General features: G+C 65.6%; 24 protein-coding genes. 11 read left to right on the top strand and 13 right to left on the bottom strand.

The window, feature by feature from the left end; all coding sequences use genetic code 11:
• Window positions 1-221: 221 nt before the first annotated feature.
• The 6 genes from KRX55_RS06265 to KRX55_RS06240 all read left to right on the top strand — a co-directional run bounded on the left by KRX55_RS06265 (window position 222) and on the right by KRX55_RS06240 (window position 5,842).
• The gene (locus KRX55_RS06265) at window positions 222-1,628 is read left to right on the top strand and encodes an amino acid permease (protein WP_218406908.1); all 1,407 of its coding nucleotides are present in this window, start codon (window positions 222-224) and stop codon (window positions 1,626-1,628) included.
• A gap of 91 nt (window positions 1,629-1,719) precedes the next feature.
• A complete protein-coding gene (dapD, locus tag KRX55_RS06260; protein ID WP_218406907.1) occupies window positions 1,720-2,697 on the top strand; it encodes a 2,3,4,5-tetrahydropyridine-2,6-dicarboxylate N-succinyltransferase in 978 nt (325 codons plus the stop codon).
• Between the two features lie 126 nt (window positions 2,698-2,823).
• The gene (locus KRX55_RS06255) at window positions 2,824-3,426 is read left to right on the top strand and encodes a GNAT family N-acetyltransferase (RefSeq protein WP_218406906.1); all 603 of its coding nucleotides are present in this window, start codon (window positions 2,824-2,826) and stop codon (window positions 3,424-3,426) included.
• Window positions 3,427-3,514: 88 nt separating this feature from the next.
• Complete coding sequence (locus tag KRX55_RS06250; RefSeq protein WP_218406905.1) at window positions 3,515-4,930, top strand: amino acid permease; 1,416 nt, start codon at window positions 3,515-3,517, stop codon at window positions 4,928-4,930.
• 187 nt (window positions 4,931-5,117) lie between these two features.
• On the top strand, window positions 5,118-5,357 hold the full coding sequence (locus tag KRX55_RS06245) for a helix-turn-helix transcriptional regulator (protein ID WP_218406904.1): 240 nt from the start codon (window positions 5,118-5,120) through the stop codon (window positions 5,355-5,357).
• Window positions 5,354-5,842, top strand: a complete 489-nt coding sequence (locus KRX55_RS06240; protein WP_218406903.1) for a hypothetical protein — start codon at window positions 5,354-5,356, stop codon at window positions 5,840-5,842. The genes KRX55_RS06245 and KRX55_RS06240 overlap by 4 nt, the downstream gene beginning before the upstream one ends.
• Here the strand turns inward: KRX55_RS06240 and KRX55_RS06235 are convergent, their stop codons facing one another.
• The 8 genes from KRX55_RS06235 to typA all read right to left on the bottom strand — a co-directional run bounded on the left by KRX55_RS06235 (window position 5,843) and on the right by typA (window position 14,284).
• On the bottom strand, window positions 5,843-6,403 hold the full coding sequence (locus KRX55_RS06235) for a GtrA family protein (RefSeq protein ID WP_255567599.1): 561 nt from the start codon (window positions 6,401-6,403) through the stop codon (window positions 5,843-5,845). It lies immediately after the preceding gene.
• A gap of 191 nt (window positions 6,404-6,594) precedes the next feature.
• Window positions 6,595-7,341, bottom strand: coding sequence for a pseudouridine synthase (locus tag KRX55_RS06230; RefSeq protein WP_218406935.1), 747 nt, complete (start codon window positions 7,339-7,341; stop codon window positions 6,595-6,597).
• Between the two features lie 83 nt (window positions 7,342-7,424).
• Window positions 7,425-8,540: a succinyldiaminopimelate transaminase gene (gene dapC, locus KRX55_RS06225; RefSeq protein WP_218406902.1), complete on the bottom strand. Its 1,116-nt coding sequence runs from the start codon at window positions 8,538-8,540 to the stop codon at window positions 7,425-7,427.
• Window positions 8,541-8,620: 80 nt separating this feature from the next.
• A complete protein-coding gene (gene fdxA / locus KRX55_RS06220) occupies window positions 8,621-8,938 on the bottom strand; it encodes a ferredoxin (protein ID WP_198735573.1) in 318 nt (105 codons plus the stop codon).
• A 78-nt stretch (window positions 8,939-9,016) separates the two neighbouring features.
• Window positions 9,017-9,424, bottom strand: coding sequence for a hypothetical protein (locus KRX55_RS06215; RefSeq protein WP_370625767.1), 408 nt, complete (start codon window positions 9,422-9,424; stop codon window positions 9,017-9,019).
• Window positions 9,421-10,341 (bottom strand): N-acetyl-1-D-myo-inositol-2-amino-2-deoxy-alpha-D-glucopyranoside deacetylase, encoded by a 921-nt coding sequence (gene mshB, locus KRX55_RS06210; RefSeq protein ID WP_218406901.1) that lies wholly within the window; start codon window positions 10,339-10,341, stop codon window positions 9,421-9,423. Before mshB ends, KRX55_RS06215 begins: the two co-directional genes overlap by 4 nt.
• On the bottom strand, window positions 10,342-12,237 hold the full coding sequence (locus KRX55_RS06205; RefSeq protein WP_218406900.1) for an ABC transporter family substrate-binding protein: 1,896 nt from the start codon (window positions 12,235-12,237) through the stop codon (window positions 10,342-10,344). It abuts the gene before it with no gap.
• A gap of 133 nt (window positions 12,238-12,370) precedes the next feature.
• The gene (gene typA / locus KRX55_RS06200) at window positions 12,371-14,284 is read right to left on the bottom strand and encodes a translational GTPase TypA (protein ID WP_218406899.1); all 1,914 of its coding nucleotides are present in this window, start codon (window positions 14,282-14,284) and stop codon (window positions 12,371-12,373) included.
• Window positions 14,285-14,736: 452 nt separating this feature from the next.
• On the opposite strand from typA, the gene KRX55_RS06195 reads away from it, so the two are divergent.
• The 4 genes from KRX55_RS06195 to KRX55_RS06180 all read left to right on the top strand — a co-directional run bounded on the left by KRX55_RS06195 (window position 14,737) and on the right by KRX55_RS06180 (window position 18,010).
• Complete coding sequence (locus tag KRX55_RS06195) at window positions 14,737-15,462, top strand: Rv1157c family protein (protein WP_370625766.1); 726 nt, start codon at window positions 14,737-14,739, stop codon at window positions 15,460-15,462.
• A 6-nt stretch (window positions 15,463-15,468) separates the two neighbouring features.
• Complete coding sequence (locus KRX55_RS06190; RefSeq protein WP_218406897.1) at window positions 15,469-16,011, top strand: DUF402 domain-containing protein; 543 nt, start codon at window positions 15,469-15,471, stop codon at window positions 16,009-16,011.
• A gap of 175 nt (window positions 16,012-16,186) precedes the next feature.
• Window positions 16,187-17,041, top strand: coding sequence for a formate/nitrite transporter family protein (locus tag KRX55_RS06185; protein WP_218406896.1), 855 nt, complete (start codon window positions 16,187-16,189; stop codon window positions 17,039-17,041).
• Window positions 17,042-17,128: 87 nt separating this feature from the next.
• Entirely contained in the window at window positions 17,129-18,010 is an 882-nt protein-coding gene (locus tag KRX55_RS06180) for a S1 family peptidase (RefSeq protein ID WP_218406895.1), read from the top strand.
• A gap of 454 nt (window positions 18,011-18,464) precedes the next feature.
• On the opposite strand, the gene KRX55_RS06175 is transcribed toward KRX55_RS06180, so the two are convergent.
• A complete protein-coding gene (locus tag KRX55_RS06175) occupies window positions 18,465-18,686 on the bottom strand; it encodes a hypothetical protein (protein WP_218406894.1) in 222 nt (73 codons plus the stop codon).
• 386 nt (window positions 18,687-19,072) lie between these two features.
• Here KRX55_RS06175 and KRX55_RS06170 point away from each other — a divergent pair, with 386 nt between their 5' ends.
• Complete coding sequence (locus tag KRX55_RS06170) at window positions 19,073-19,624, top strand: hypothetical protein (protein ID WP_218406893.1); 552 nt, start codon at window positions 19,073-19,075, stop codon at window positions 19,622-19,624.
• Window positions 19,625-20,317: 693 nt separating this feature from the next.
• On the opposite strand, the gene KRX55_RS12040 is transcribed toward KRX55_RS06170, so the two are convergent.
• The 4 genes from KRX55_RS12040 to KRX55_RS06150 form a co-directional block, all read right to left on the bottom strand.
• Window positions 20,318-20,521, bottom strand: coding sequence for an AAA family ATPase (locus KRX55_RS12040; protein WP_370625769.1), 204 nt, complete (start codon window positions 20,519-20,521; stop codon window positions 20,318-20,320).
• Window positions 20,522-20,687: 166 nt separating this feature from the next.
• Window positions 20,688-22,373: a dipeptide ABC transporter ATP-binding protein gene (locus KRX55_RS06160; protein ID WP_218406933.1), complete on the bottom strand. Its 1,686-nt coding sequence runs from the start codon at window positions 22,371-22,373 to the stop codon at window positions 20,688-20,690.
• A gap of 47 nt (window positions 22,374-22,420) precedes the next feature.
• On the bottom strand, window positions 22,421-23,428 hold the full coding sequence (locus tag KRX55_RS06155) for an ABC transporter permease (protein WP_218406891.1): 1,008 nt from the start codon (window positions 23,426-23,428) through the stop codon (window positions 22,421-22,423).
• Window positions 23,421-24,347 (bottom strand): ABC transporter permease, encoded by a 927-nt coding sequence (locus KRX55_RS06150; RefSeq protein WP_200259941.1) that lies wholly within the window; start codon window positions 24,345-24,347, stop codon window positions 23,421-23,423. The genes KRX55_RS06155 and KRX55_RS06150 overlap by 8 nt, the downstream gene beginning before the upstream one ends.
• Window positions 24,348-24,414 lie beyond the last annotated feature (67 nt).

The following is a 24,414-nucleotide window of genomic DNA, read 5'->3' as shown; positions in this document are numbered from 1 at the left end:
GGGTGGTGAAACGAACGATCCACCCCCTTTAACCACACTGCCGGCCATCTCCCGCCGGACAACCGGTCCACTCCCCACACGGCGTATGCGCACCGTACAGCCCCACACACCGACGGGCACACCGTGGAATCGAGGCCCCACGGGACGGGGCCACGCAACTCCCCCGGCACTGCCGGGGTTTTAAGCGTTTACACAGGGGAAGCAACGGTTATTGTTTATCCATGACATTCACTGAGAACTCCGGGACCGAGCTCGGCTCCGGGCTGAAGACACGACATCTGACCATGATGGGGTTGGGATCCGCAATTGGCGCGGGACTCTTCCTCGGCACCGGTGTGGGTATCCAGATCGCGGGCCCCGCCGTCCTCCTCGCATACATCTTCGCGGGCATCCTGGTGGTGTTCGTGATGCAGATGCTCGGGGAGATGGCCGCGGCCCGTCCGGCGTCCGGTTCCTTCTCCAACTACGCGGAGATGGCCCTCGGGCACTGGGCCGGTTTCGCCACCGGCTGGCTGTACTGGTACCTGCTCGTGATGGTGATGGGCGCTGAGATGACCGGTGCCGCCGGAATCATGTCGCAGTGGTTCGGGGTCGCCCCCTGGATCCCGGCCCTCGTCTGCGTCGTCATCTTCGCGGTGATCAACCTCTGGAAGGTCTCCGGATTCGGTGAATTCGAGTTCTGGTTCGCATTCATCAAGGTCGCGGTGATCATCATCTTCCTCGTGATCGGTGCGCTGCTCATCTTCGGTCTCATGCCGGGTACCGACCCGGTCGGCTTCAGCAACTTCATCGGCGATCACGGCTTCATGCCCAACGGCGTCCCCGGTGTCGCGGCCGGCCTCCTCGCCGTGGCGTTCGCCTTCGGCGGCATCGAGATCGTCACCATCGCCGCCGCAGAGTCCGACAACCCGGCGAAGAACATCGCCACCGCCGTCCGCTCCGTCATCTGGCGCATCGTGGTGTTCTACCTCGGCGCCGTGCTCGTGATCACCTTCCTCCTGCCCTACGACCAGATCAGTGGCGCGGACTCTGCCGCGGAGTCCCCGTTCACCCGGGTCCTCGAGATGGCGCATGTCCCGGGCATCGTCGGGATCATGGAGCTCGTCATCGTCCTGGCTCTTTTGAGCGCATTCAATGCCCAGATCTACGGCACCTCCCGTTTCGCCTACTCCCTGGCGACACGGGGTAACGCCCCGAGACTCCTCGGCCGGACGAACCGGGACGGGGTCCCGATGAACGCCGTGCTGCTCAGCATGTTCTTCGCGTTCGTCTCCGTCGCCCTGCAGTACTGGAACCCGGCGGGGCTCCTCGAGTTCCTGTTCAACGCAGTGGGCGGTTCACTGCTCCTCATCTGGGGCTTCACCATCGTCAGCTACCTCCGTCTGCACCCGGAGCTGGAACGCAACAACGAGGTTTCGGTCCGGATGTGGGGCTTCCCGTGGCTCGGCTGGATCACCCTCGCAATGCTCATCGTCCTCACCATGCTGATGCTGTCCGATCCCGCGGCCAGGTACCAGGTTCTCTCGGTGATCATCGTGTTCGGTGTGCTCGTCGGGCTCTCCTTCCTCGCTCCCGGGGCGAAGACCGCGAAGGCGGCCAAAGCCGCCCGGGCCCATGAACTGAAGTGACGAGCGGGGGCAGTCCCCGCCTCTCGACGGCCGTCGCGTCCACCGGTATGTGGATCCGGCGGCCTTCGCCGTTTCCGGTACGTTGGAGGCCATGACTGCAGCAACAGCAACCGGACTCGCGACCATCCAACCCGACGGAACCGTTCTCGACTGCTGGTTCCCGGCCCCCGAACTCACGGACACGGACCAGGCCGCCGGAACCACCCGCCTCGAGGCCGACGACCTGCCCGAACACCTGGCCCCCCTCGCCGGCACCGACGAGGACCGTGGAGTTGAGCGGGTGGGTGTCCGGACCGTCATCGCGGATCTGGATGACGCCCCCATCGACGCCTACGACGTCTACCTGCGCCTCCATCTGCTGTCGACCCGCAGGGTCCGTCCCCACGGTCTCAACATGGACGGTGTATTCGGACTGTTGACCAATGTCGTCTGGACGAACTTCGGGCCCTGCCCGGTCGCCGATTTCGAGATCACCCGGGCGAAGCTCTCCCGCCGCGGCAAGGTCACGGTCCATCTGGTGGACAAGTTCCCCCGGATGATCGACTACGTCGTCCCGACCGGGGTCCGCATCGGCGACGCCGACCGCGTCCGCATGGGTGCCCATCTCGCGGAGGGGACCACCGTCATGCACGAGGGCTTCGTCAACTTCAACGCCGGCACCCTGGGGTCCTCAATGGTCGAAGGCAGGATCTCCGCGGGAGTCGTCGTCGGCGACGGCACCGACATCGGCGGCGGCGCCTCGATAATGGGGACGCTGTCCGGCGGCGGCAAGCAGGTCATCTCCCTGGGCGAGCGCTGCCTGCTGGGCGCCAACGCGGGGTGCGGCATCTCGCTCGGCGATGACTGTGTGATCGAGGCCGGTCTGTACGTCACCGCCGGCACGAAGGTGAAGGTGTCGGGCGATGTCGCGACCGCCGTCGGCGTCTCCGACGGGGATTCGGTCAAGGCCGTCGATCTGTCGGGCGCCTCCAACATCCTGTTCCGCCGGAATTCGCTCACCGGCGCGGTCGAGGCCACCGCATGGGGCTCCGCCAAGGTGGAGCTCAACGCGGACCTGCACGCGAACTAGCTCAATTCCGATCCTCAAACGCGCCCGGTGGTCCTCCGCCGGGCGCGACGTGCACCGGCGACCGACTACGCTGATCCGGGACGCTGTCCCCCGCCCCCGGGGCACCACGAAGACAAGGAACGGAAAATGGCCTGGATCGCCTCCCCACCCACGCTCACCGGCCGGATCGTCGAGCTGTCCCCGCTGCAGGCAGACGATGCCGCGGAACTCTCGGAGGCCGTCCGCGACGGCGATCTGCACCGCGAATGGTGGACCTCCACACCGTCGCCCGAGGACATGACGGCGGACATCGGGGGCAAGCTGGCACGGGCCGCCGACGGAACCATGGTGCCGTTCATCATCCGTGCCACAGCCGACGACAACGCGCTCGGCGTGACCTGCTACTACGATCTGGACCCCTCGGTCCCCCGGCTCGAGATCGGGTACACCTGGCTCCGTGCCTCGGCACAGGGCACCGGCGCCAATCCGGAGGCCAAACTCCTGCTGCTGGGCCACGCGTTCGAGGAGCTGCACTGCGCACGGGTGGGCATCCGGACGAAGTTCTCCAACACCGGCTCCCGGGCCGCCATCGAACGGCTCGGACTCAGACGTGACGGGATCCTCCGCTCGCACGCGCGGCTCCGCAACGGGACCCTCGATGATGCCGTCCTCTACTCGGCGCTGGCGCATGAGTGGCCGGCGATCCGGTCGGCCCTCGGGGACCGAGTCGAACGCCACGCCTCGAATTGAGAATGCCGGGCCGGTGTCCCGCCGCCACCGTCAGGCGCGTAACTTGTTCTGCGGAACCGTTTTTCCCAGCCGACACGCAGCAGGAGACATGAGCGCCGTGACCGCAACCACAACCAACCTGGGATCCGGGCTCAAGGTCCGGCACCTGACCATGATGGGCCTCGGATCGACCATCGGAGCGGGGCTATTCCTCGGTACCGGCGTCGGGATCCGGGCGGCGGGCCCGGCCGTGCTGCTGGCCTACATCGCCGCCGGGGCGATCGCCGTGATGGTGATGCGGATGCTCGGCGAGATGGGCTCCGTGGTCCCGGCGTCGGGCTCCTTCTCCGAGTACGCGGAGCTGGGCATCGGCCGGTGGGCGGGGTTCACGCAGGGCTGGATCTACTGGCTCGCCACCGTCGCGGTCCTCGGCGCCGAGATGACCGGAGCCGCGGCGATCATCGGTTCCTGGTTGTCGATCCCGCAGTGGGTCCCGGCGCTGGTGTTCGTCGTCTTCTTCGGGGTGGTCAATCTCCTGCGTGTCCGGGCCTTCGGCGAGTTCGAGTTCTGGTTCGCACTGATCAAGGTGCTCGCGCTCGCCGGATTCCTGGTCATCGGGTTCCTCCTCATCTTCGGTCTGCTCCCGGGGCACCCGTACATCGGGTCGTCGGTATTCACGGCGGACGGGTTCATGCCGAACGGTCTGGGCGGAGTCGCCGCGGGCATGCTCGCCGTGGCCTTCGCCTTCGGCGGCATCGAGGTGGTCGCCATCGCGGCGGCCGAGTCCGAGGATCCCGGCCGATCACTGGTCAACGCGGTGCGCACGACGATCACGAGGATCAGTGTGTTCTATCTGGGCAGTGTCCTGGTGATCACCTTCCTCCTGCCCTACTCCACTCTCGGGGCGGCCGACACCGCGGCGGACAGCCCGTTCGCCCTCGTTCTGGGGCTCGCCGGAATCCCCGGGGTCGTGGGACTGATGGAGACGCTGATCGTGCTCGCGCTGCTCTCCGCATTCAACGCCCAGCTGTTCGCATCCTCCCGGATGATGTTCTCCTTGGCCCAGCGCGGTGACGCTCCGGCGATCTTCTCCAGGGTGAATGCCAGAAAGGTCCCGGTCCCGGCCATCATCCTGTCGATCATCCTCGCCACCGTGATGGTGGTGCTGAATTTCGCGGACACGGGTTGGTTGCTCGGGTTCATGCTCAACGCGGCGGGCGGTTCCCTGCTCATCGTCTGGGGTTTCATCACCGTTTCCGAGCTGAAACTCCGGCGCCGACTGGAGCGGGTGGCGGAGCTGCCGATCCGGATGTGGGCCTGGCCCGTGTTCACGTGGGCGACCCTCGCTGTGCTCGTCGCCCTCGGACTGCTGATGCTCGCGGACGCCGGCGCACGCATCCAGCTGATGTCCGGTGCAGGTATGTTCCTCCTGCTGTTCATCGCGGCCCTCGTCAATTCGCGCATTCGCGGTGTCAGTCCGTGGCAGAAGGGGCTCCTGCCCGGTGAGAACCGCGGGCTGCGATAGGTCCACGGATCCCCCTCTCCCCGACCCGGTGGTCGGAAGCAGCCGTCCGTCCTTCCGCTCCCGTACGGGTGACGGGGGACGGATTTTCCGCTTCGCCCACCTGCACCGCCGTGTATTCCTCGCCAGCGAGTCCAATTCCCTTGACCTGAACGTAAGTATTATTTACATTATGGAAATGGATCCAGACATGACGGAAAACCTGGTGCGCAAACTCCGCCGGTGGGCGGAGCTGTCCCAGTCGGAGCTCGCGGAGCGGGTCGGCGTCACCAGGCAGACCATCGCGAACATCGAGAAGGGCAACTACTCCCCGTCCGTCCATCTGGCGCTGGCGATCTGCCGCGAACTGGGAGCCACCGTAGAGCAGGTCTTCGGCACCGAGCAGAACACGGCCGCCCCCACCAACACCCACGAAAGGAACCGACGATGACAGTCACCCGACGCCTGGACGAGGTGATCCGATGGTCGGAGAACCAGTTCGAGGACGAATTCCAGATCCGGACGTTCCACCGCTCGCAGACACTGGGACGGATACTCTGCGGTCAGCTGTCCGTACTCACGGCCGGTGTTCTCGCCTGGATCCTCCCACCCGGATACGCTCTGCTGTCCTTTCTCGCCGTACTCCCGTTCGTCGGCTCCGAGCTGATCGCCAGCGCATGGTTGACCGGTCGGGTACCCCGCCCCGCACCGCCACGGATACCGGTGTGGGCGATGGCACTGACGGGTGTCCTCACCACGCTCTGGATGGCCGGGATCTGGCGGAACGGCCCGGCCTGGGGCCCCGACTGGCACCACGGACTGATAGTCGGCGCATGCGGCGGACTCATCGCGATGTTCGTCACGGGACCCGGGTTGATCCGCCGCGCCCGTCTGCGGGACATCCGGCGAATCGATGCGCGACTGGGATCCGACTGATCAGGACTCCGGGACGACGGGGTCACGGACGACGACGACCCGGCTGGATCGGAAAGTCCAGAACTTGTTGATGACGAAGTTCACCGGCATCGCGACCATGATCGAGATCAGCGTCGCCCAGTAGAAACGGGTCCGGATCCCGGACGAGTCATCGAAGATGTGGGCGGGCAGGGCGAACGGTGATTCCGGATTCATCAGGGCCGTCACCACCACGAGACTCACCACGAGTGCGGCCAGTCCCGTCAGCAGGAACGGAACGAACTCCCGGAACCAGCTCAGATGCGTGGAAGAGCGGAACGTCCAGGACCTGTTGAGCTGGAAGTTCCACACGTTGGCGACGAGGAAGGCGATCGTCAGGAACACGTGGTACCAGCGGATGTGGTAGTCGGATCCGAGCAGATTCAGGAAGGGATCGTGTTCCGTGATCCCGCTCGACCACCAGGCGATCTTCTTGCTCGCGGCGACGGCTATGAGATTGACGACGACACCCGAACCACCGACGATCCCGAACTTGATGAACTGTCGGAGACTGTTGGCGTAGCGGCCGGTGGTTGACATCATGGTGTGCTCGGGTGTCCTTATCGATCCAGTGCAACGGGAGGGGCACGCTGTCCGTCCATCGGCACGGCCCGGGGCGCCTCAGATCGTGGGGTGCCCACCAGATAGAACATTCTACTTCGGCGGACCCGCCTGTTCCGCATTCAGGCGGCCGATACCCACACCCGAGTGGTGATCATCACCACCGGTACGGTTCACGGGCGTCGCCCACTCCACCACCGGCGGGGTAGTCCGTCGACCGGATCGGTCAACTCCAGTCGGATGGCGACCAGACCCAGCGGCGCGGTGAAGTTCCGGAGATCCAGCCCCGCGTCGACGGGATAGGTGTCGTCGCCGACGATCGGGCACCCCAGATGGGCGAGCAGCACCCGCAGCTGGTGGGTGTGCCCCGTGACGGGCTGCAACTCGACTGTCCGGTCGCCGGTCCGGCGGACCCGGGTGCGGGTCGGGGTACCGCCGCCCGTGACCCGCACCGCCCGCTCACCGGCGATCTTCCGCATCGGCAGATCGACCGTGATCCAGGTGTCCCCCACCGGAGGTTCCGCCGTCACCCGGGCCCGGTAGGTCTTGGTCACCTGATGGCGTCGGAAGAGACTCTGGTAGGCGGCCCGGGTTCCCGGGTCCGCCGAGCAGAACAGGACGCCCGCAGTCAGCCGGTCCAGGCGGTGCAGGGGAACGATGTCGGGGTTGTCCAGTTCCACCCGCAGCCGTGTCTGGACGGTCTCCCGGATGATCCGTCCGTTCGTCGTGGCGGGCAGGAAATGAGGCTTGTCCACGACCACGTACCGCTCCGAGACCTCGAGCAGATCATGGGTGAAGGGGATCGGCGGCTCGGGTGGTACCACCGGGACGAACCACGCGGGTGTCGGGCCTTCGAGGACCGTGCCCGCGGGAATCTCCTCACCGAACCGGAACGGTGAATCACCCGCGTCACCGGCCACATAGGTACGGCCGTCCGGCACGACACCGCGCAGGACGACCCGGCGCGGCGAGATGCCGTCGACTACCGGAAGGGGCCTCCGACTCACGCCAGCCGCGCCACCGCGGCGTCGATCCGTTCGTCCGTACCCGTCAGGGCCATCCGGACGTGGTTCGCTCCCCTGGGTCCGTAGAAGTCTCCCGGGGCCACGAGGATGCCGCGTTCGGCGAACCAGTCGAGGGTGCTCCGGCAGTTCTCCCCGCGGGTGGCCCAGAGGTAGAGCCCGGCCTCCGAGTTGTCGACGGTGAAGCCGGCGCCCGTCAGGGCGGCGAGAAGCTTGTCCCGGCGGGTCCGGTACCGTTCCTTCTGCTCCGCTTCCTGGGCGTCGTCATCGAGTGCGGCGACCATGGCGGCCTGAATCGGTCCCGGCATCATGAGACCGCAGTGCTTGCGCACCTCGAGCAGCTGACCGATCAGGTCCTCATCGCCGGCGAGCACCCCGGCGCGATAGCTGGCCATGTTCGAGGACTTGGACAGTGAGTGGATCGCGATGAGACCGGTGTGGTCACCCCCGCAGACCCGTTCGTCGAGGATCGACAGGGGCGGGTTCCCGTCATCCCAGCCCAGACCGATGTAGCACTCGTCGCTGCACAGGATCACGCCGCGATCCCGCGCCCATCCGACGACCTTCCGCAGGTGCTCGATACCGAGTACCTTGCCGGTCGGATTCGACGGCGAGTTGATGAACATCATCGTCGGCGTCGCCGGGCCGATCTGGGTCAGGGAGTCCGCACGCTGGGCACGGGCACCGGACATGAGCGCGGCCACCTCGTAGGTGGGGTACGCGACCTCCGGAATGATGACCGTGTGCCCGGCACCGACTCCTAGCAGCATCGGCAGCAGCGCGATGGCCTCCTTGGTGCCGATGACCGGCAGAACCGCCGCCGGGCTCAGGCCCGTCATACCGTAGCGACGGGCCAGTCCCTCCACCAGCGCCCGATTCAGCTCCGGGGTGCCGGTCGTCTGCGGGTATCCCGGCTCGGCGGCCGCAGCCGCGAGGGCGGCACGGATCGGCTCCGCGACGTCATCGACCGGGGTTCCGACCGAGAGGTTGACGATACCGTCCTCGTGCCGGGCCGCCTTCCTCTTCACGTCGGCGATGGTGTCCCACGGGAAGTCGGGCAGGGCGTTACCGGGAGGGGTGCGGGTGAGAGATGCCATACCACTGTTTATACCCGTGCGCGGACAGACGACGGCCCGGCGGGTCACCGTGGATCCCGCCGGGCCGGCCCGCTCCGTGGTCAGGCCTGCGGGGGCAGCTTGTCCACCAGTGGCGGATCGAAGTCCTGCTGTCCGAGGCGGGCGGCGCCACCGGGCGAACCGAGATCGTCGAAGAAGGCGGCGTTCGCGTCGGTGTAGTCGATCCACTCGTCCGGGACGTCATCCTCGTAGAAGATCGCCTCGGTCGGGCACACGGGCTCGCAGGCACCACAGTCGACGCACTCGTCGGGGTGGATGTACAGCGAGCGCTTTCCCTCGTAGATGCAGTCGACAGGGCATTCTTCGACACATGCCTTGTCCATGACGTCGACGCAGGGCTGCGCAATTACGTAGGTCATCGTGGTTCGGTTGCTCCAGGTGGAAACGGTTCGGGTGGTCGGACGACAGGGGCTGGTCCGTCGCCGGACCCCATTGTGTCACTTCCCCCGTATCAACGGCCAACCGCCACCGGCTGTACCGGCCACGAGAAGCAGCGCCCCGCGCAATGTCTGGGCGACAATGATGTCCCCTGTCACCTCCGGCCAGATGAGCAGGGCGAGGTATCCGACCAGCCAGACACCCAGTGGAATCCCCGCGACGAGACGGTTCTCCGTCCACAGCAGGGCTGTCCGGGAGAGGACGAGAGTGAACCCGAAGGCGATCAGGATGGTGAATGGAAAAGCGACGGTCTGTCCCGTCGGCACCGTGATCCGGGCACCGACGTACACCACCTCGAGAAGCACGGACAGCAGGGCACCGACGGAGAGCCAGGCCAGTCCCACGATCCTCTCCCCCGTCGTGTGCTCGCGGTAGATGTAGCGATCTGATGGAGCATCGATGGTCACGGGAACTCCAGTCCAGCCACCGGATCCGACCCGCTGTCCAACGGGGTGCCCCACCCGACCCGGTAGCACTCGTTCCGCAGCAGCGGCTGCGCGATGAGGTTGCTCAACGCGAACACGTGGGCGGCCGCCCCGGGATCGTCGACGGCGGCGAAGGCCGCCACCGGATTGACGCGGCTGACCGAGCCGTCGGCGAACCAGATCTGCGTGGCGTGCGCCGCCATCGCCGCCTTCTTCGCCGCCAGGGAACCGTCGTCCAGGGTGATGGTGAGGTCGTGACCCTCGACGGAGGCGAGCTCGCCCGGCTCCGCCCGGCGCCACCCGTCGGGGATCCGGGTGATGGCGTCGAGGCCCGCCTGCTGATCAGCGCGCCCGGTCACCGCCCAGAGGATGCGCTGCGGAGCCCGGTCCGCGGGCTCCCGCGCCACCAGTTCCGCGACCGCGGCGTGCGTGATCTCGTGTGCCCGGATGTGGTCGGGGTGTCCGTAGCCGCCGTCGGGCCCGTAGGTGACCACCAGCTGCGGGCGGATGTCGCGGAACACGGTGACGAGCTGTTCGACCGATCGCTCACCCGAGTTGATGAATGCCCGGGGGTGCCGGTTCGCGGGATCGCCGGCCATACCCGAGTCGCGCCAGCATCCGGCGCCCCCGAGATGAATGCCCGACGCACCGAGATGCACGAGCGAGTCCGTGAGTTCCGCGATCCGGAAGCCACCGAGCTGGTCCGCGGCGTCCGCGACCAGACCCTGGTAGGGATCTCCGATGACCTCCCCCTGTTCGCCGAGCGTGCAGGTGACGACGGTGACGTCGGCACCGCGGCGGGCGAGGTGGGCGAGCAGCCCGCCCGTCCAGATCGCCTCATCATCCGGGTGCGCGTGCACCGCGCACACCGCCAGACCCGTGAGGTCGTGTCCACTCATCTACTGCTCCTCCACGGCGGTCCATCCGGCGGCGGTCGACAGGAGGCTGGTCGTCCGCTCCGGATGCCCGGACCATTCTTCGATATCGGTGTCCGGCACCACGATACCCGGTCCCCGGACGATGATGCGGGTCTCCGCGAGGAGCGGGACGGTGAGCATCTCCCGCTCCTCGACACGGCGCAGCTCGGGCAGTACCGCGTCGAGGGTCTCCTCACCGGCCAGCACCGACATCAGCGTACTGTCCAGGGTCCTGGAGCAGATGCCCGAGAGATTCCCGGTCCTGATCACCGGGTGTTTCCGGGAACGCGAGGACATCGAGGATACGTCGCTCGCGCGGCTCGCGGTGGAGGCGGTCACGTCCGACGGGTCGACCGCGCCGGGGCACTGGAACCGGTCCGCCACCGCGACGGGATCGAGCGTGCTCCGGCGTCTGCCGACGACGGCGTCGACGTCCCCGGAAGGCAGGAGATCTCCGGCGATCTCGGTGAATGGGGCGAGCACGACCTCGGCGGCGACCTCCTTCCGCGCGAGGAGATCGACGATGGTGTTCGCCGCCGCGGTCGCCGTCCGGTCGGACGGGTCCGCGGCGATGCGGAGAGGGCGGTTGCGGATCGCGGCCTCGAGGGTGGGGCCTGTCGGCCCCGCGGGTGTGGCGGAAGGCGACCCACCGGCAGGCCCGGGGGCGTCAGCGTCCCCGTCCTTCGACGAGCCCTGTGCGAGGGCGGACGCGAAGGCCGTCGGGTCCTCCTCCCCCAGCACACCGCCCGGAATGTCGAGATCGGTGGAACGCCCGGTGGCGAGGCGGGCGACCACCCCCCTGTCGATGAGCGCGGCGAACTCCCGGCGGAGGGCCGCGGTGGAGAGGATCGGTGAGGTGACCGACATGGTCAGCTCGAGGGCCGCCTCCCGCTGCCGCACGGATACCCGGGTGTCCGGCAGGAGACTGAAGGCGTCGAATGTCGTCTCCGCAGGGGTGAGGTCGAAGTAGCTGACCTGCCCGGAGCGGAGCATCTGCACCCCCTGCTGGACGGAGCGGATCTCACGGAACACCAGTTTCTCGGTTCTCGCCGGGTCCGATCCCCAGAAGCGGTCGTTGCGGACCAGGGTCACGACCCCCCGTTGCCGGTCCACCTGATCCACCGTGTACCGCCCACCCGCGGCCGGGATGGACTCGTTCAGTCCTCCCGTGAATCCGTCGGTGGCGTCGCGGAGGAGATGACTGGGCAGGAGATGGTCGAACAAACCGCTGACATCGGCGACACGGTGCCGGAAGTCCACGTCCACGGTTCGGCCGCCGCCGGATGTCCGGATCGCACTGATCTGCTCGTATCCGGCGGCACCGATGACGCCCGGGGTGGAGACCATCGAATCCCGGAGGTAGCTGAAGTCGGCGCCCGTGATCGGGGTACCGTCGGACCACTGCGCCGCCGGGTTCAGCTCGTAACGCACGGTCTGTGCGACCCCCGGAGTGGGCGGGTCGATGAAGTCGACCGACTCCACGAGATCGGTGTTGAGTTCCCCGTTGGCGTACACCCCCGGGAGGACCAGGTCGGCGAGAGCCTGGACGAAGGCCGAATCCTGGGAGATGAGGTGCGGGTTGAACCCGCCGTCGAGCGGATCGATCCCGATGGTGATCTCATGTGCCAGCACGGACCCGTCCGAGTCGGTGCCGGTGTGGTCCGGGGCCTGTTGAGGTATCACCGACGGGCTCCCGGCGGCGGGCGTGACCGGAAGGGGCGTGGGTTCGTCGGAGGAGCAGCCGGCCACCGTCATGACGAGCGTCGAGGTGAGTGCGACCGCCGTCCAGCGTAAGGGGCGGGGTCGCCGGGGCGCGGAAGCACCGGTCGGGGTACGGGGAACACCCTTCACCGGGATCCAACTCGAGAGAACAGACACACACCCATCCTAGTCCGTGCGGGTTCCAGGAGGGGCCGCGCTCACGCGGACACCCCGCTGCCCTGGCATCTGTGGTGTCGCCGGGTCAGCGGGGTGTCGATCGTCCGGAGGTTCGCGTCCGGGAATTCGGGGATCAGCCCTTGTTGCGCTGCTTGTCGCGGGAGCGGGCGCGACCGCGTTCGGTGGCGTTGAGGATCGCCTTACGCACCCGGATGACCTCCGGGGTGACCTCGACGCACTCGTCCTGGCCGCAGAACTCCATGGCCTCGTCGAGCGTGAGGTTCCGGGCCTTCGCGAGCGTGACCGTGGCATCGGCGTTGGCCGAGCGCATGTTGGTCAGCTTCTTCTCGCGGGTGATGTTGATGTCCATGTCCTCGTCGCGGTTGTTCGCACCGACGACCATGCCCTCGTACGCCTGGGTTCCGGGTTCCACGAAGAAGGAGCCGCGGTCGGCCAGCTGCTGGAGGGCGTAGGCGGTGATCTGACCCGTACGGTCGGCGACCAGGGAACCGGAGGCGCGGCCCTTGATCTCGCCGGCCCAGGGCTTGTAGCCCTCGGAGTAGTGGTTCGCTATACCGGTGCCGCGGGTCTCGGTCATGAACGTGGTACGGAAACCGATCAGGCCACGGGCCGGGACGGAGAACTCCATGCGGACCCAGTCGGTGCCGGTGTTGTCCATGGACAGCATCTGCCCCTTGCGGGCGGCCAGCAGCTGCGTGATGGCACCCTGGAACTCGGCGGGGACATCGATGACGATGTGCTCGAAGGGCTCGTGCAGCTTGCCGTCGATGGTCCGTGTGACCACCTGGGGCTTACCGACGGTGAGCTCGAAGCCCTCGCGGCGCATGGTCTCGACGAGGATGGACAGCGCCATCTCGCCACGACCCTGGACCTCCCAGGCGTCGGGACGCTCGGTCGGGAGCACCTTGATGGAGACGTTGCCGATGAGCTCCTGGTCCAGGCGGGCCTTGACAACGCGGGCGGTGAGCTTGTCGCCGCCGCCACGACCGGCCATCGGGGAGGTGTTGACGCCGATGGTCATCGCGATGGCGGGCTCGTCCACGGTGATCCGCGGCAGAGCGACCGGGTTCTCCGGATCGGCGAGGGTGTCGCCGATCATGATCTCCTCGATACCGGAGATAGCCGCGATGTCACCGGCGATGACCTCATCCGTGGGGACCCGGTTGACACCGACGGTGCGGAGCAGTTCGGCGATCTTCGCCGTCTTCGTGTGCTGGTTGCCCTCGGCGTCATAGTGGATCCAGGCGACCTGCTGGCCCTTCTTCAGGCTGCCCGCGTGGACACGCACGAGACCGATCCGGCCGAGGAACGAGCTGGAGTCGAGGTTGGTGACGTGGGCCTGCAGCGGACCGTTCAGGTCCGCGCTGGGCTCCGGGAGAACGTCGTAGAGAACATCGAAGAGGTCCTGCAGGTTATCGGTGGCGGGGGCGTTGCCGTTGCCGGGGTTCTCCGTCGACGCCTTGCCTTCACGGCCGGACGCGTAGAGCACCGGGAGATCGAGCAGACTCTCGGCGGCCTCGGCGGCCTCCGGGTCCTCGAGGGTGGAGGCGAGCTCCAGGAGCAGGTCCTGGCTCTCGTCGACGACCTCATCGATGCGGGCGTCGGGACGGTCGGTCTTGTTCACGACGATGATGACCGGCATCTTCGCGGCGAGAGCCTTACCCAGCACGAAACGGGTCTGGGGCAGCGGCCCCTCGGAGGCGTCGACGAGCAGGACGACACCGTCGACCATGGACAGCGCGCGCTCGACCTCGCCACCGAAGTCGGCGTGGCCCGGGGTGTCGATGACGTTGATGACCAGATCGGCGCCGTCCTTGCCGACCCCCTTGCGTCGGATGGCCGTGTTCTTGGCCAGGATGGTGATGCCCTTTTCCTTTTCCAGGTCCCCGGAGTCCATCACGCGGTCGACGGGTTCGGCGCGTTCCTCGAAGGCGCCGGACTGACGCAGCATGGCGTCGACGAGGGTGGTCTTTCCGTGATCGACGTGCGCGACGATCGCGACGTTACGGAACTCTGTGGTGCTCACTGGTGTTTTCTCTCCTGGCGGAATGCGAACGGAGGGACTGAAGCGCCCTCCGTTGTGTTAATCGGTGGTTCAGCGTACCCGCATCGGTGCCGGAACCGCACGTTTCAGGTTTTTCGGCGTGTGGTCGGTGCACCGTACCGTGCGGTGGCCCGACCCGGTTGTGTAACGAATCGTTATCTTTCCGCGACACATGGGGTGACCCGGGCGACGGTTCCCACGACCCCCGCGGGCCGGGAACACCGCCCATCCACCCCGATCGGCTCCGGACCGACCGGTGCAAAACTAACCGACCGGTGCAAAACTAAATGAATGGGGCTAAAGTTACGCATGTTGCTTTAGTGAATGGTGTGAGCGAGTGTGGATACGTGTCTCCGGCACCGTAGATGCTCTCCCCTCAGACCCGTCCCGCCCCTTTCCCCGCGACCACACACAGACAGATGGAGTCCGCCCCCGTGCCAGCCACTTCCCGCAGCATCGCCGCCGCCACGGCGACACTCCTCCTGTCCACGGCGCTTCTCGGTGCCTCACCCGCGACCGCGGACCCCACCGGTTCGACACCCGTCGGCTCCGGTGTCCCCGGACTCCCCCAGCTTCCGCCGTCGCCGGTCGACCATCTCGGTCGCCCCGCCCCGCACATCCTCCGGCAGCTCCGTGACCTCGCGGCGCAGGAATTCCTCCCGGAGGAGATCCGCGGCATACTGCTCGCGGCGGTCGGGTTCTTCGAGGGTGGCGGTGAACCGGGTGCCCCGCTACCCGAGAATGGGCCGGTATTCGCCCAGTTCGGCTGGCCCACCGTCGCCGAGAACTGCATCGGAGGCGAGAACAGGGCGACCGGAACGGCCATAGCGGTTCCCGGCCCCGCCGATCTGCCACTGCCCGGGGTTCCCGCGGGCCACGCGACCTTCGTCTTCACCGCACTCGGTACCGGGCGCGTCGCGGAGAACCAGCAGACATCCATGCAGGTCCGCTGGATCAACATCAGCAATCTGCGCACCGGGGTGACCCCCCTCACCTACACCGGCATCAACCCGGACGGGCCCGCCACGATCGCGGGAACCGCCGACACCGGAACGGGGACGATCGTCGCGCTCCTCGACGGTGGCGTGACCACCACCGCGGACGACGGCGACTCCACCTGCCGATTCCTCCCGACCACCGGCATCTTCGACGTGAGGTAACCAGACATGACCGATCTGCACCCCGTGAAGCACGAGAGCTTCGACATCGACGGCGGCACGAACACCGACCCCAAGGGATTCATCCGTGAGGTCGACACCTACCGCTCGACGGACTTCGGCCTCTACATGGCCCGGGGCGCCAATCATCCACGGTTCGGCTACCTGGAGACCTGGCTCCTACCGGGCCTGGGCCTGCGGGTCAACATCTTCCACTTCCGCGACGGCGTCGACGTCCACCAGGACTTCTACGTCGACGTCGCGGAGATCACGGTCGGCGCGGACGGGATATGGCGCACCCGCGATCTCTACGTCGACCTGGTCTCCGTCACCGGCGAACCGGTCGAGGTCATGGACATCGATGAGCTCGCCGCCGCCACCTCCGCCGGCCTGATCTCCGCGGAGGACGCCGAAACCGCGATCGACACCACGCTTCTCGCGGTCGAGGGGATCACCAGGAACAATGACGACCTCATGGCCTGGCTCCGGAAGAGGGGCATCGAGCTCGATTGGGCGGATCCCGCGACGGTCATCCTCACACCCCCTGAGTAGACCCCGGAGGTAGAACTTCCCGGGCCCCCGCGGATTTCCCGCCGCAGAACCCGCTGGCTACACTGACCTCCCGCCCCACCGGCCGGCCCCCGGACCGGCACCATCCGCGCCCCTCCCAGTACCCGATCGGGACTGTGTGACATCGGCGCTCGCTGACACGGCCAAGGAGTCCGCAATGTCCGACGAACACGATCCGACCCGGAACGCCCCCATCGACTGCCGGGAAGACGACGACACCGACGGCCTGTCGGAGGCGATGATCAAGCAGATCAACGAAGGGACCGAGCGGCTGGCCCGTCCGCCGGCGGCGCTGCTCGTCACCGGAATCATGGGTTCGCTGGAGGTCGGTGTCGGGCTGCTGTCCGAATACATCGTGACCGCCTCCACCGGCAGCGAGATGCTCGGGTCCCTCGCGTTCGCGATCGGTCTCGTCATCATCCTCCTCGCACACTCCGAGCTGTTCACCGAGGGGTTCCTCGTCCCCGTCTCCTCCGTCGTGGCCGGAAAGATGCCGCTCCACCGCCTGATCAGGTTCTGGGCGATCACCTTCGCCGGGAACATCATCGGTGCGGCGGTCATCATGGCGCTCCTCGTCGTCGCCTACCCCGACATGCATCCGCACCTCATCGAGGAGGCCCGGCACTACGCCCTCATGCCCATCGACCCGCAGCACGTCATCCTCGCCGCACTCGGCGGAATGTTCCTGACCCTGGTCACCCGGATGCACCAATTCACCGACGAGGTCGTCCCGATGATCATCGCCAGCACCATCGGCGGATTCCTGCTGTCGGCCACGGGCATCGTCCACTCGATCCTCGACACCCTGTTCATCTTCGGTGGACTGTTCACCGGGGACTCGGGACTGGTGTTCACCGACTGGCTCTCCTTCGTCTGGTGGGTCGCCCTGACCAACCTGATCGGCGGACTGGGGCTCGTCTCGGCCCTGCGCTTCGTCCAGGCGGGCAGTGTCGTGCGGGAGCAGAAGAACGGGTCCTCCGCCGCCCGGAGACGCACCCCGGAACCCGCATAACGGTAGGATGTCTCGGAAGGGTCCGGAAAACACGGCCCACTCCAGCAACACCCGTTCACGTCCCCACCGCAGAGGAATCCACAGATCATGGCCCACCGCATCCGCCGCGCACTCGCAACGACCGCTGCAGGCGTCGCGCTGCTGTCTCCACTGGCAGTGGCGGCCCCTGCCGGTGCGATCATCGGAGCACACAACGCGCACCCCGCGCGCGCAGCGTCGGCCGTCCGGCTCGCTCTCGGGGACATGAGCTGCACCGGCACGCTGATCGCCCCGGAGTGGGTCCTCACCGCGAAACACTGCGTCGGCCAGGGCGACACCTCGGAGATCTCCGTCGGCCCGACCTACCGCGCCGAACACCACTTCGCCCGCGAGGTCATCATCCACCCGACGGTCGACCTCACCCTCGTCAAACTGGACCGACCGTCGGCGGCTCCGGTCGCGCCACTCTCCGGGCACCACATGCAGCCCGGTGACATCGGACAGGCCGTCGGCTGGGGCGGCATCCACAGCAGCATCGCACCCCCGGTCCAGGAATCCTCGGTGACGGTCCAGCGGCGGGTTACCAACGTACCCAGCCCCGACCGCTCCGCGACGATGGTCGAGACCTGGGTTGACGGCGGACGCATCCAGAGGGGCGACTCGGGTGGCCCCGTGTTCATGGACGGGGCGGTCACCGGCGTGATCGCCATGTCGAACGCCGGGGCCGAGCACACGGTCGACGGCACGGTCGCCTGGTATGTCCCGGTCGCGGAGAACCTCGACTGGATCAGCCGGTATTCCGGCGCACCCCGCCCCGCGGTCTCCGGGGCCCCTGCCCCGCTCGTCGACGCCACCGCGTACCCGACCATCGCGCCGGTCCGTCCCGCTCCCCTGCCGCTCGGGAGCAGCATGCTGCAGCTTCCGCCCGAGCTGTCCTTCCTGACCGGGCAGCATCTCCTGCAGGGGCTGCCCCCGGTCGGTTCCTCCTAGAACGACACCGCGACCGTCCGTTACCACCCCGGCCAGACGAAGGCCCGGCCCCCGATTCTCCTCGTGGGGACGGGCCTTTCGTGCGGGACGAACTCGTCTCGATGGTCGCCCCGAGTTCGATCCCGAGACCGGGCACCGAATCGACGAGATCCCGGGTGTAGGCCTGCTTCGCGCGGGCGAAGATTTCGTCGGCGGTATCTGCCTCGGCGACCCGCCCCTGTTTCATCACGACGATGTCGCCTGCCGTCTGCCGCGGGCCAGCGGATTCACGGATGATGAGAGCTTCACCCCATCACCCCGACCCCGAAAGACAACACGAGCAGAGCATGTGGAAAAGCGCCGGACCTGAAGGCTAATTCGAGCCGCCACCGTATCTCGTAGGATAACAGGCCGAATACTGTAGTGACACCTCAGAATCATCAACCCATGACAATCCGGGCCAGAGCCGTTTACATCAGGCGTCATGCCTCCCAATCACTCGACGTGCAAGCGCAACAGCCAAGGGTAATGGGAAAAGAGTGTAGACAAGAATTTTGAGGTAGGGCTCTGTTTCTTCGAGGCCCAGGACACGAGCCAGCCCGCTATCGCCTAATACCATTTCGGCGAAGCTCCAAACAATGATTTGGGTTGCCAGCCAAATCATCAACACGACCAGGAGGAATTTAAGTGATTTCATTTACGGAGTACATTTTCCTCGTCTCGGAACGGTCTTGATTTGATAAGAACCGCCTTTTCCATTGGCAGCAAGTTACATCGTTGATCGGCCGTAGATTGTCTAGTGCGATTCTGAGAGACCACAGAGCAACCGTAGGTCCTGCTGTCGAACAAAGAAGCTCGGCAATTTTCACAACCATAGTATGACATGGTCAACCGGCCCATGCACATTGGTGTATGCGCACGACATGACATGTGCATGGACAGAGCTAACCGAAACCACTAAGGTTACTGGGACTGCGATAATCACCTCTTCCAACACATGGAAAAGTATGCGGCAACGTCCACACAGCAGCAGACCCAATACACTACAATTTCCGATACTTCCGCGACGTCTACTGGCTGGCCGTGACTGGCGCCCATCTCGATAATCTCCAGGAGTTGAGTTTGTTTCAACCTATCCAGTTTCTTTTAGGCACAACATGGTTTGTGATACTTCCAACAGTGATCGGAATAGCAATCATTGCCAGGGAGATGAAAAAACGGGAGAAAAGAAGTGAATTACGAAGCATTATAGGCCCAGCATTCACCTCCTACCTCCTTGGAATTATCACTGCCGCACTATGGCTTTCATGGAATGATTATCACTCCATCAGCGACACATTCCAAACACGGCCTCCGGCCGAAGTGTCTATTTGGCAAGTTATAGCTTGTGGGATAACGCTTGCAATCTGTTCAGCATCACTTTCCAAATATAGGGCATCAAGAAAAGGCGAAGCAATCCTTTTCTCTCTCCTACTAGCATCGGGCCTATCCACGGTAATGTCATTCGGGGTTTCTTTTGGAGTTGGTGCCCAAGAGGGAGTCGGTGTTATCTTCAGCTTCATGGGAGCGTTCCTTGTATCCGCGGTATTTGGACTAATTGCACAGGCAACCGTAAAGTCCGATTCCCCCAAGTGATCTCCAACAGACACAATTTGAGCTCAACACATACTCCATAGAAAAGTCGATAGATACCGAAAGGACTTTTATCGGCGGTTACCCTGCCGCCCGCACACCATCGGCGCATACTTCCCGGCCTTGTCGACCCGATCAGACACGCGGGCCACATCCATGACCGGCCCCTGGGCGGAGCGCCCGGTGGAGAATTATTCCAGTTCACACCGTGATCATGCACTCAACGTCGCAGTGGAATGTGTCCCGTACGGTCGACGGCTGCTTCGTTCCGTCCGGGGTGATCCGCTCGACTACCCGACGCTGCCCGTTGCGCACCACATCGCCCACACCCGTAGTCAGCGACCGCTCATCACGGCAGGTCCGAGGCGCATCCCCTACAAACGCCCGGTCATCTCGACGCGCTCGTCCACCACCTTCTGCACCGCACGATTCAGAGCTCCGGTTCGAGGCCACCAGGGATTTCTTATCCTCGGAGGTACCACGCCTCCAGTCGTGGAGGGCGTGGTTCATCACGATGGTAACCGAGCCTGTGGCCTGGGCGGTCTTCAAGGTGCGCACCATCTCCGGGGAATACCACGCCTGCCTCGTCCACGACCACAACTGTATCGGCGTTCGAGCCCAACATCTGCCACTACAGCCCCCGGTTCCGCATCAGTCGTGCGGTCCAGAACTCCGGCTACATCTGCGCCGATACGGCTACCTCTCCCCTTCCATCACACCAGCCGCTTTGCCCGTCAGAACCAGCCCGAGAACGGTTTTTCCGGGGTTCTCCCACGCACTCCGAGTCGTCTCGAGCGAGGATGTTCCGCCGGCGCAGGCTGGGGCAACGACAACGCAGACCCTCGAAGTCGGAGGGAGCTGCTCGTCGAATACCGTGAGCGAAGCATCCGGCGGCGACATGCCCGGATCCCTCGCTCTCGCCATCATCCTGCTCACCTACTCCGAGTTATTCACGGTATACAGCCGGTCGGATCCTCCCGATACCCGGAACCGATTCACCGACCGGAAAAGGCCCGACCCCCGATTCTCATCGTGGGGCCGGGCCTTTCGTGCGGAACGAACTCGTCTAGATGGTCGCCCCGAGTTCGATCCCGAGACCGGGCACCGAGTCGATGAGATCCCGGGTGTAGGCCTCCTTCGCGCCGGCGAAGATTTCGTCGGCGGTGCCGGACTCGACGACCTGCCCCTCCTTCATCACCACGATGTCGTCGGCGGTCTGCCGGACGACCGCGAGGTCGTGGGTGATGAAGAGATAGCTCAGATCCAGTTCGGCCTGGAGATCCGCCAAAAGTTGAAGGATCTGGTTCTGCACCAGCACGTCCAACGCGGACACGGCCTCGTCGAGGACGATCACCTCGGGGTTGAGCGCGAGTGCGCGGGCGACGGCGATACGCTGCCGCTGACCACCGGAGAGTTCGTTGGTGTACCGGCGCATCGTGGACCGTGGCATGGCGACCATGTCGAGCAGCTCGGCCACCCGGTTCTCGCGTTCCTTCCGGTTGCCGACCTTGTGCACCTTCAGCGGTTCCTCGATGCACCGGTAGATGGAATACATGGGGTCCAGCGACCCGTACGGGTTCTGGAACACGACCTGCAGCTTGCGCCGCATCTCGAACAGTTCCCGACGATTCAGAGTCGACAGGTCCGTTCCCTTGTAGTAGACCTTCCCGGAGGTGGGGTCCAGAAGGTTGAGCACCATGTTCGCGACGGTCGACTTACCCGATCCGGACTCACCGACGAGTGCGAGCGTCGTGCCCTTCCGGAGACCGAAGGTCACGTCGTCGACGGCCTTGAATTTCTTCTTCGCGCCCCTCGCGCCACGGATGTCGAAGACCTTGGTCAGGTTCTCCACCCGGATGACCTCTTCACCGACGGTCCCGTCCGTTGAGTGATTCAGCAGCTCCGAGGTCTCCATGCCCTGTTCCTGTGCGGACCTGATCCGCGCGCTGGCCAGTGACGGCGCCGCCTTGACCAGGCGCCGGGTGTAGGGGTGCTTCGGATCGCGGAGGATGTCGAGTGAAGGGCCCGACTCGACGACCCGTCCGCGGTGCATGACCACCAGATGTTCCGCGCGTTCGGCCGCGAGCCCGAGGTCGTGGGTGATGAACAGGACGGCGTTGCCGAGCTCATCGACGAGTTTGCCGAGATGATCGAGAATCTGCTTCTGCACCGTCACGTCGAGGGCGGAGGTCGGCTCATCGGCGATGAGAAGATTCGGTCGGGCTGCGAGTCCCATTCCGATAAGGGCACGCTGACGCATACCCCCCGAGAACTCGTGCGGGTACTGCTTCGCACGACGCTCCGCGTCCGGCAGCCCGGCCTCCTCCAGTAGCTCGGCGACACGCCTGTCGGCCTCTGCTCCGGTGGCGATGTTGTTGGCCTTCAGCGACTCCTTGATCTGGGTACCGATCCGCCAGACCGGATTGAGGTTGCTCATCGGGTCCTGCGGGACGAGCCCGATCTCGGACCCACGGTAGGCCTCCATCTGTCCGGAGGAGAGCGTGGAGATGTCCTCACCCTTGTACAGGATCCGTCCGCCGGTGATCCTGCCCGTCCCGGGGAGCAGGCCGATCACCGCCATGGCGGTGGTGGACTTCCCGGAACCCGATTCACCCACGATGGCCACCGACTGACCGGGGTAGATCGTCAGATTGACGTCTCGGACCGCCTCGACGGTGCCGGTCGACGTGGTGAATGAGACACAGAGATCCTCGAGCTCGAGCAGCGGTTCATCGCCGTGACGGTGCCCCATGGGGCGGGTGCCGTCGGCGTCCGGGGTGGTGGGATTCACTGGGTCGTTCATCGCTTCCTCGCCTTCGGGTCGAGGGCGTCACGTACGGCGTCGCCCATCATGATGAAGCTCAGCACGGTCAGCGCAAGAGCCATGGCCGGGTAGAAGAGCACCATCGGCTGGGTGCGCAACGAACTCTGGGCCTTCGAGATGTCACCACCCCAGCTGACGATCGTCGTCGGGAGGCCGATACCGAGGAAGGACAGCGTCGCCTCGGCGACGATGAACATGCCCAGGGCGACTGTGGCGTAGACGATGATCGGGGCTGCCGCGTTCGGCAGCACGTGGCTGGTCAGGATCTTCGTGGGTGACGCCCCGACGGCACGGGCGGCGGTGACGTACTCCTCGTTCTTGACGCTCATCACCGCGCCCCGGGTGATCCGGGCGATGGAGGTCCAACCGAACAGTCCCAGGACGAGTACGACGGTGGTGATGGTCCGCTGTTCCTTGAACATCTGCATGACGACGATCGCGGCGAGGACGAGCGGAACGGCGAAGAACGTGTCGGTAAGCCGGGAGAGCACGGCGTCGATCCAGCCACCGACGTATCCGGCGACGGAACCGATCAGAGTGCCGATGAGCACGACGAGTGCCGTGGTCAGGATACCGACGGTCACGGACGCCCGGGCACCGTATATCGTCCGGGCGAAGATGTCGCAACCCTGCCGGTCGAATCCGAAGGGATGCCCTCCCCGTGGCCCCTCCAGGGAGTTCGACAACTCGCACAGGGTGGGATCGGTGGAGGTGAACAGTCCCGGGAAGGCCGCCAGGAGCACCGCGATGAGAATCAGTGTGGCGGACACCCAGAACAGAGGGCGCCGACGCAGATACCGCCAGGATTCCCCCCACACGCTCGTGGGTGCGGATTCGTCGGCCACCGCGTCGACGGCGCCGAGGCCGGTTTCGTCGGTCTCCGCGATGAAGTGGTCCTGACCACGCCGGTTCGAGGGGAAGAACGTCCCCGCGGCATCCTCGACGCCCGGGCTGGGCAGTGGCTTGTCGATGTTGTCATGCATAGCGGATCCTCGGATCGAGTACGGCGTAGAACAGGTCCACGAGAAGGTTCGCGACGATGTAGACGATGACCAGGACGGTCGTGAAACTGACCACCGTGGTCGGTTCGCCCTTCAGGATGGCGTTGAACATGGTGCCACCGACACCGTTGATGCCGAAGATTCCCTCAGTGACGATCGCTCCCCCCATGAGCGCACCGAGGTCGGCACCGAGGAACGTGGTCACCGGGATCATCGAGTTCCGCATCACGTGACGGAGCATGACGGAATTGTTGCTCAGGCCCTTGGCGCGCGCCGTGCGCACGTAATCGGCGGTGAGATTCTCGGAGACGGACTGACGGGTCAACCGGAGCACATACGCCAGGGAGACGGCACCGAGCACGGCTGCTGGCATGAGCAGGTTCTTGACCGAGTCATGCGGCCCGACGGTGGACGGGAGCAGGTTGAACTTCACCCCGACGACGTACTGGAAGACGAAGCCGATGACGAAGCTGGGGACGGCGATGACGATGAGGGAGACGACCAGCACGGTCGAGTCGAAGATGCCGCCACGACGGATACCGGCGATGAAACCGAATCCGACACCGATGACGGCCTCGAAGATCAGCGCCATCACAGCGAGCTTGATGGTCACCGGGAAAGCGGTGGCCATGACGGAGCTGACGGGTTGGCCGGAGAAGGTGGTGCCGAAATCAAGGGACAGGATCCCCTTCAGGTACAGCAGGTACTGGATGATGAACGGCTTGTCCAGATTGTATTCGGCCCGGATCCGCTCGGCGGTGGCCTCGGTCAGTCCGCGGTCACCGCCGAGCGCCTGGACCGGGTCACCGGGCATGAGGAATACGAGCGCATAGATGAGGAATGTCGCACCGAAGAAGACCGGAATCATCTGGAGCAGACGGCGCCCTACGTAACGCAGCATGGGGGTTCCTTCTGTCGAGGGAGTTGGGGGCGGAACATGCCCGGCCCCGGAAGGTACCGGGTTACCG

It is taken from the genome of Corynebacterium sp. TAE3-ERU16 (assembly GCF_019209935.1).
Lineage (GTDB): Bacteria > Actinomycetota > Actinomycetes > Mycobacteriales > Mycobacteriaceae > Corynebacterium > Corynebacterium antarcticum.
The sequence above is the reverse complement of the archived record's forward strand: the minus strand, read 5'-3'. Positions and strand labels throughout refer to the sequence as shown.

Coding starts and splice junctions, on each gene's coding strand:
- KRX55_RS06235 (WP_255567599.1), bottom strand. CDS start 6,403: ATGATGTCAACCACCGGCCGCTACGCCAACAGTCTCCGACAGTTCATC.
- mshB (WP_218406901.1), bottom strand. CDS start 10,341: ATGAGTGGACACGACCTCACGGGTCTGGCGGTGTGCGCGGTGCACGCG.
- KRX55_RS06175 (WP_218406894.1), bottom strand. CDS start 18,686: ATGAAATCACTTAAATTCCTCCTGGTCGTGTTGATGATTTGGCTGGCA.
- KRX55_RS06185 (WP_218406896.1), top strand. CDS start 16,187: ATGTCCGACGAACACGATCCGACCCGGAACGCCCCCATCGACTGCCGG.
- KRX55_RS06240 (WP_218406903.1), top strand. CDS start 5,354: ATGACAGTCACCCGACGCCTGGACGAGGTGATCCGATGGTCGGAGAAC.
- fdxA (WP_198735573.1), bottom strand. CDS start 8,938: ATGACCTACGTAATTGCGCAGCCCTGCGTCGACGTCATGGACAAGGCA.
- KRX55_RS12040 (WP_370625769.1), bottom strand. CDS start 20,521: ATGTCGCCGCCGGATGCTTCGCTCACGGTATTCGACGAGCAGCTCCCT.
- KRX55_RS06150 (WP_200259941.1), bottom strand. CDS start 24,347: ATGCTGCGTTACGTAGGGCGCCGTCTGCTCCAGATGATTCCGGTCTTC.
- KRX55_RS06255 (WP_218406906.1), top strand. CDS start 2,824: ATGGCCTGGATCGCCTCCCCACCCACGCTCACCGGCCGGATCGTCGAG.
- KRX55_RS06190 (WP_218406897.1), top strand. CDS start 15,469: ATGACCGATCTGCACCCCGTGAAGCACGAGAGCTTCGACATCGACGGC.
- KRX55_RS06245 (WP_218406904.1), top strand. CDS start 5,118: ATGACGGAAAACCTGGTGCGCAAACTCCGCCGGTGGGCGGAGCTGTCC.
- dapC (WP_218406902.1), bottom strand. CDS start 8,540: ATGGCATCTCTCACCCGCACCCCTCCCGGTAACGCCCTGCCCGACTTC.
- KRX55_RS06250 (WP_218406905.1), top strand. CDS start 3,515: ATGAGCGCCGTGACCGCAACCACAACCAACCTGGGATCCGGGCTCAAG.
- KRX55_RS06265 (WP_218406908.1), top strand. CDS start 222: ATGACATTCACTGAGAACTCCGGGACCGAGCTCGGCTCCGGGCTGAAG.
- KRX55_RS06160 (WP_218406933.1), bottom strand. CDS start 22,373: ATGGGGCACCGTCACGGCGATGAACCGCTGCTCGAGCTCGAGGATCTC.
- KRX55_RS06180 (WP_218406895.1), top strand. CDS start 17,129: ATGGCCCACCGCATCCGCCGCGCACTCGCAACGACCGCTGCAGGCGTC.
- dapD (WP_218406907.1), top strand. CDS start 1,720: ATGACTGCAGCAACAGCAACCGGACTCGCGACCATCCAACCCGACGGA.
- KRX55_RS06155 (WP_218406891.1), bottom strand. CDS start 23,428: ATGCATGACAACATCGACAAGCCACTGCCCAGCCCGGGCGTCGAGGAT.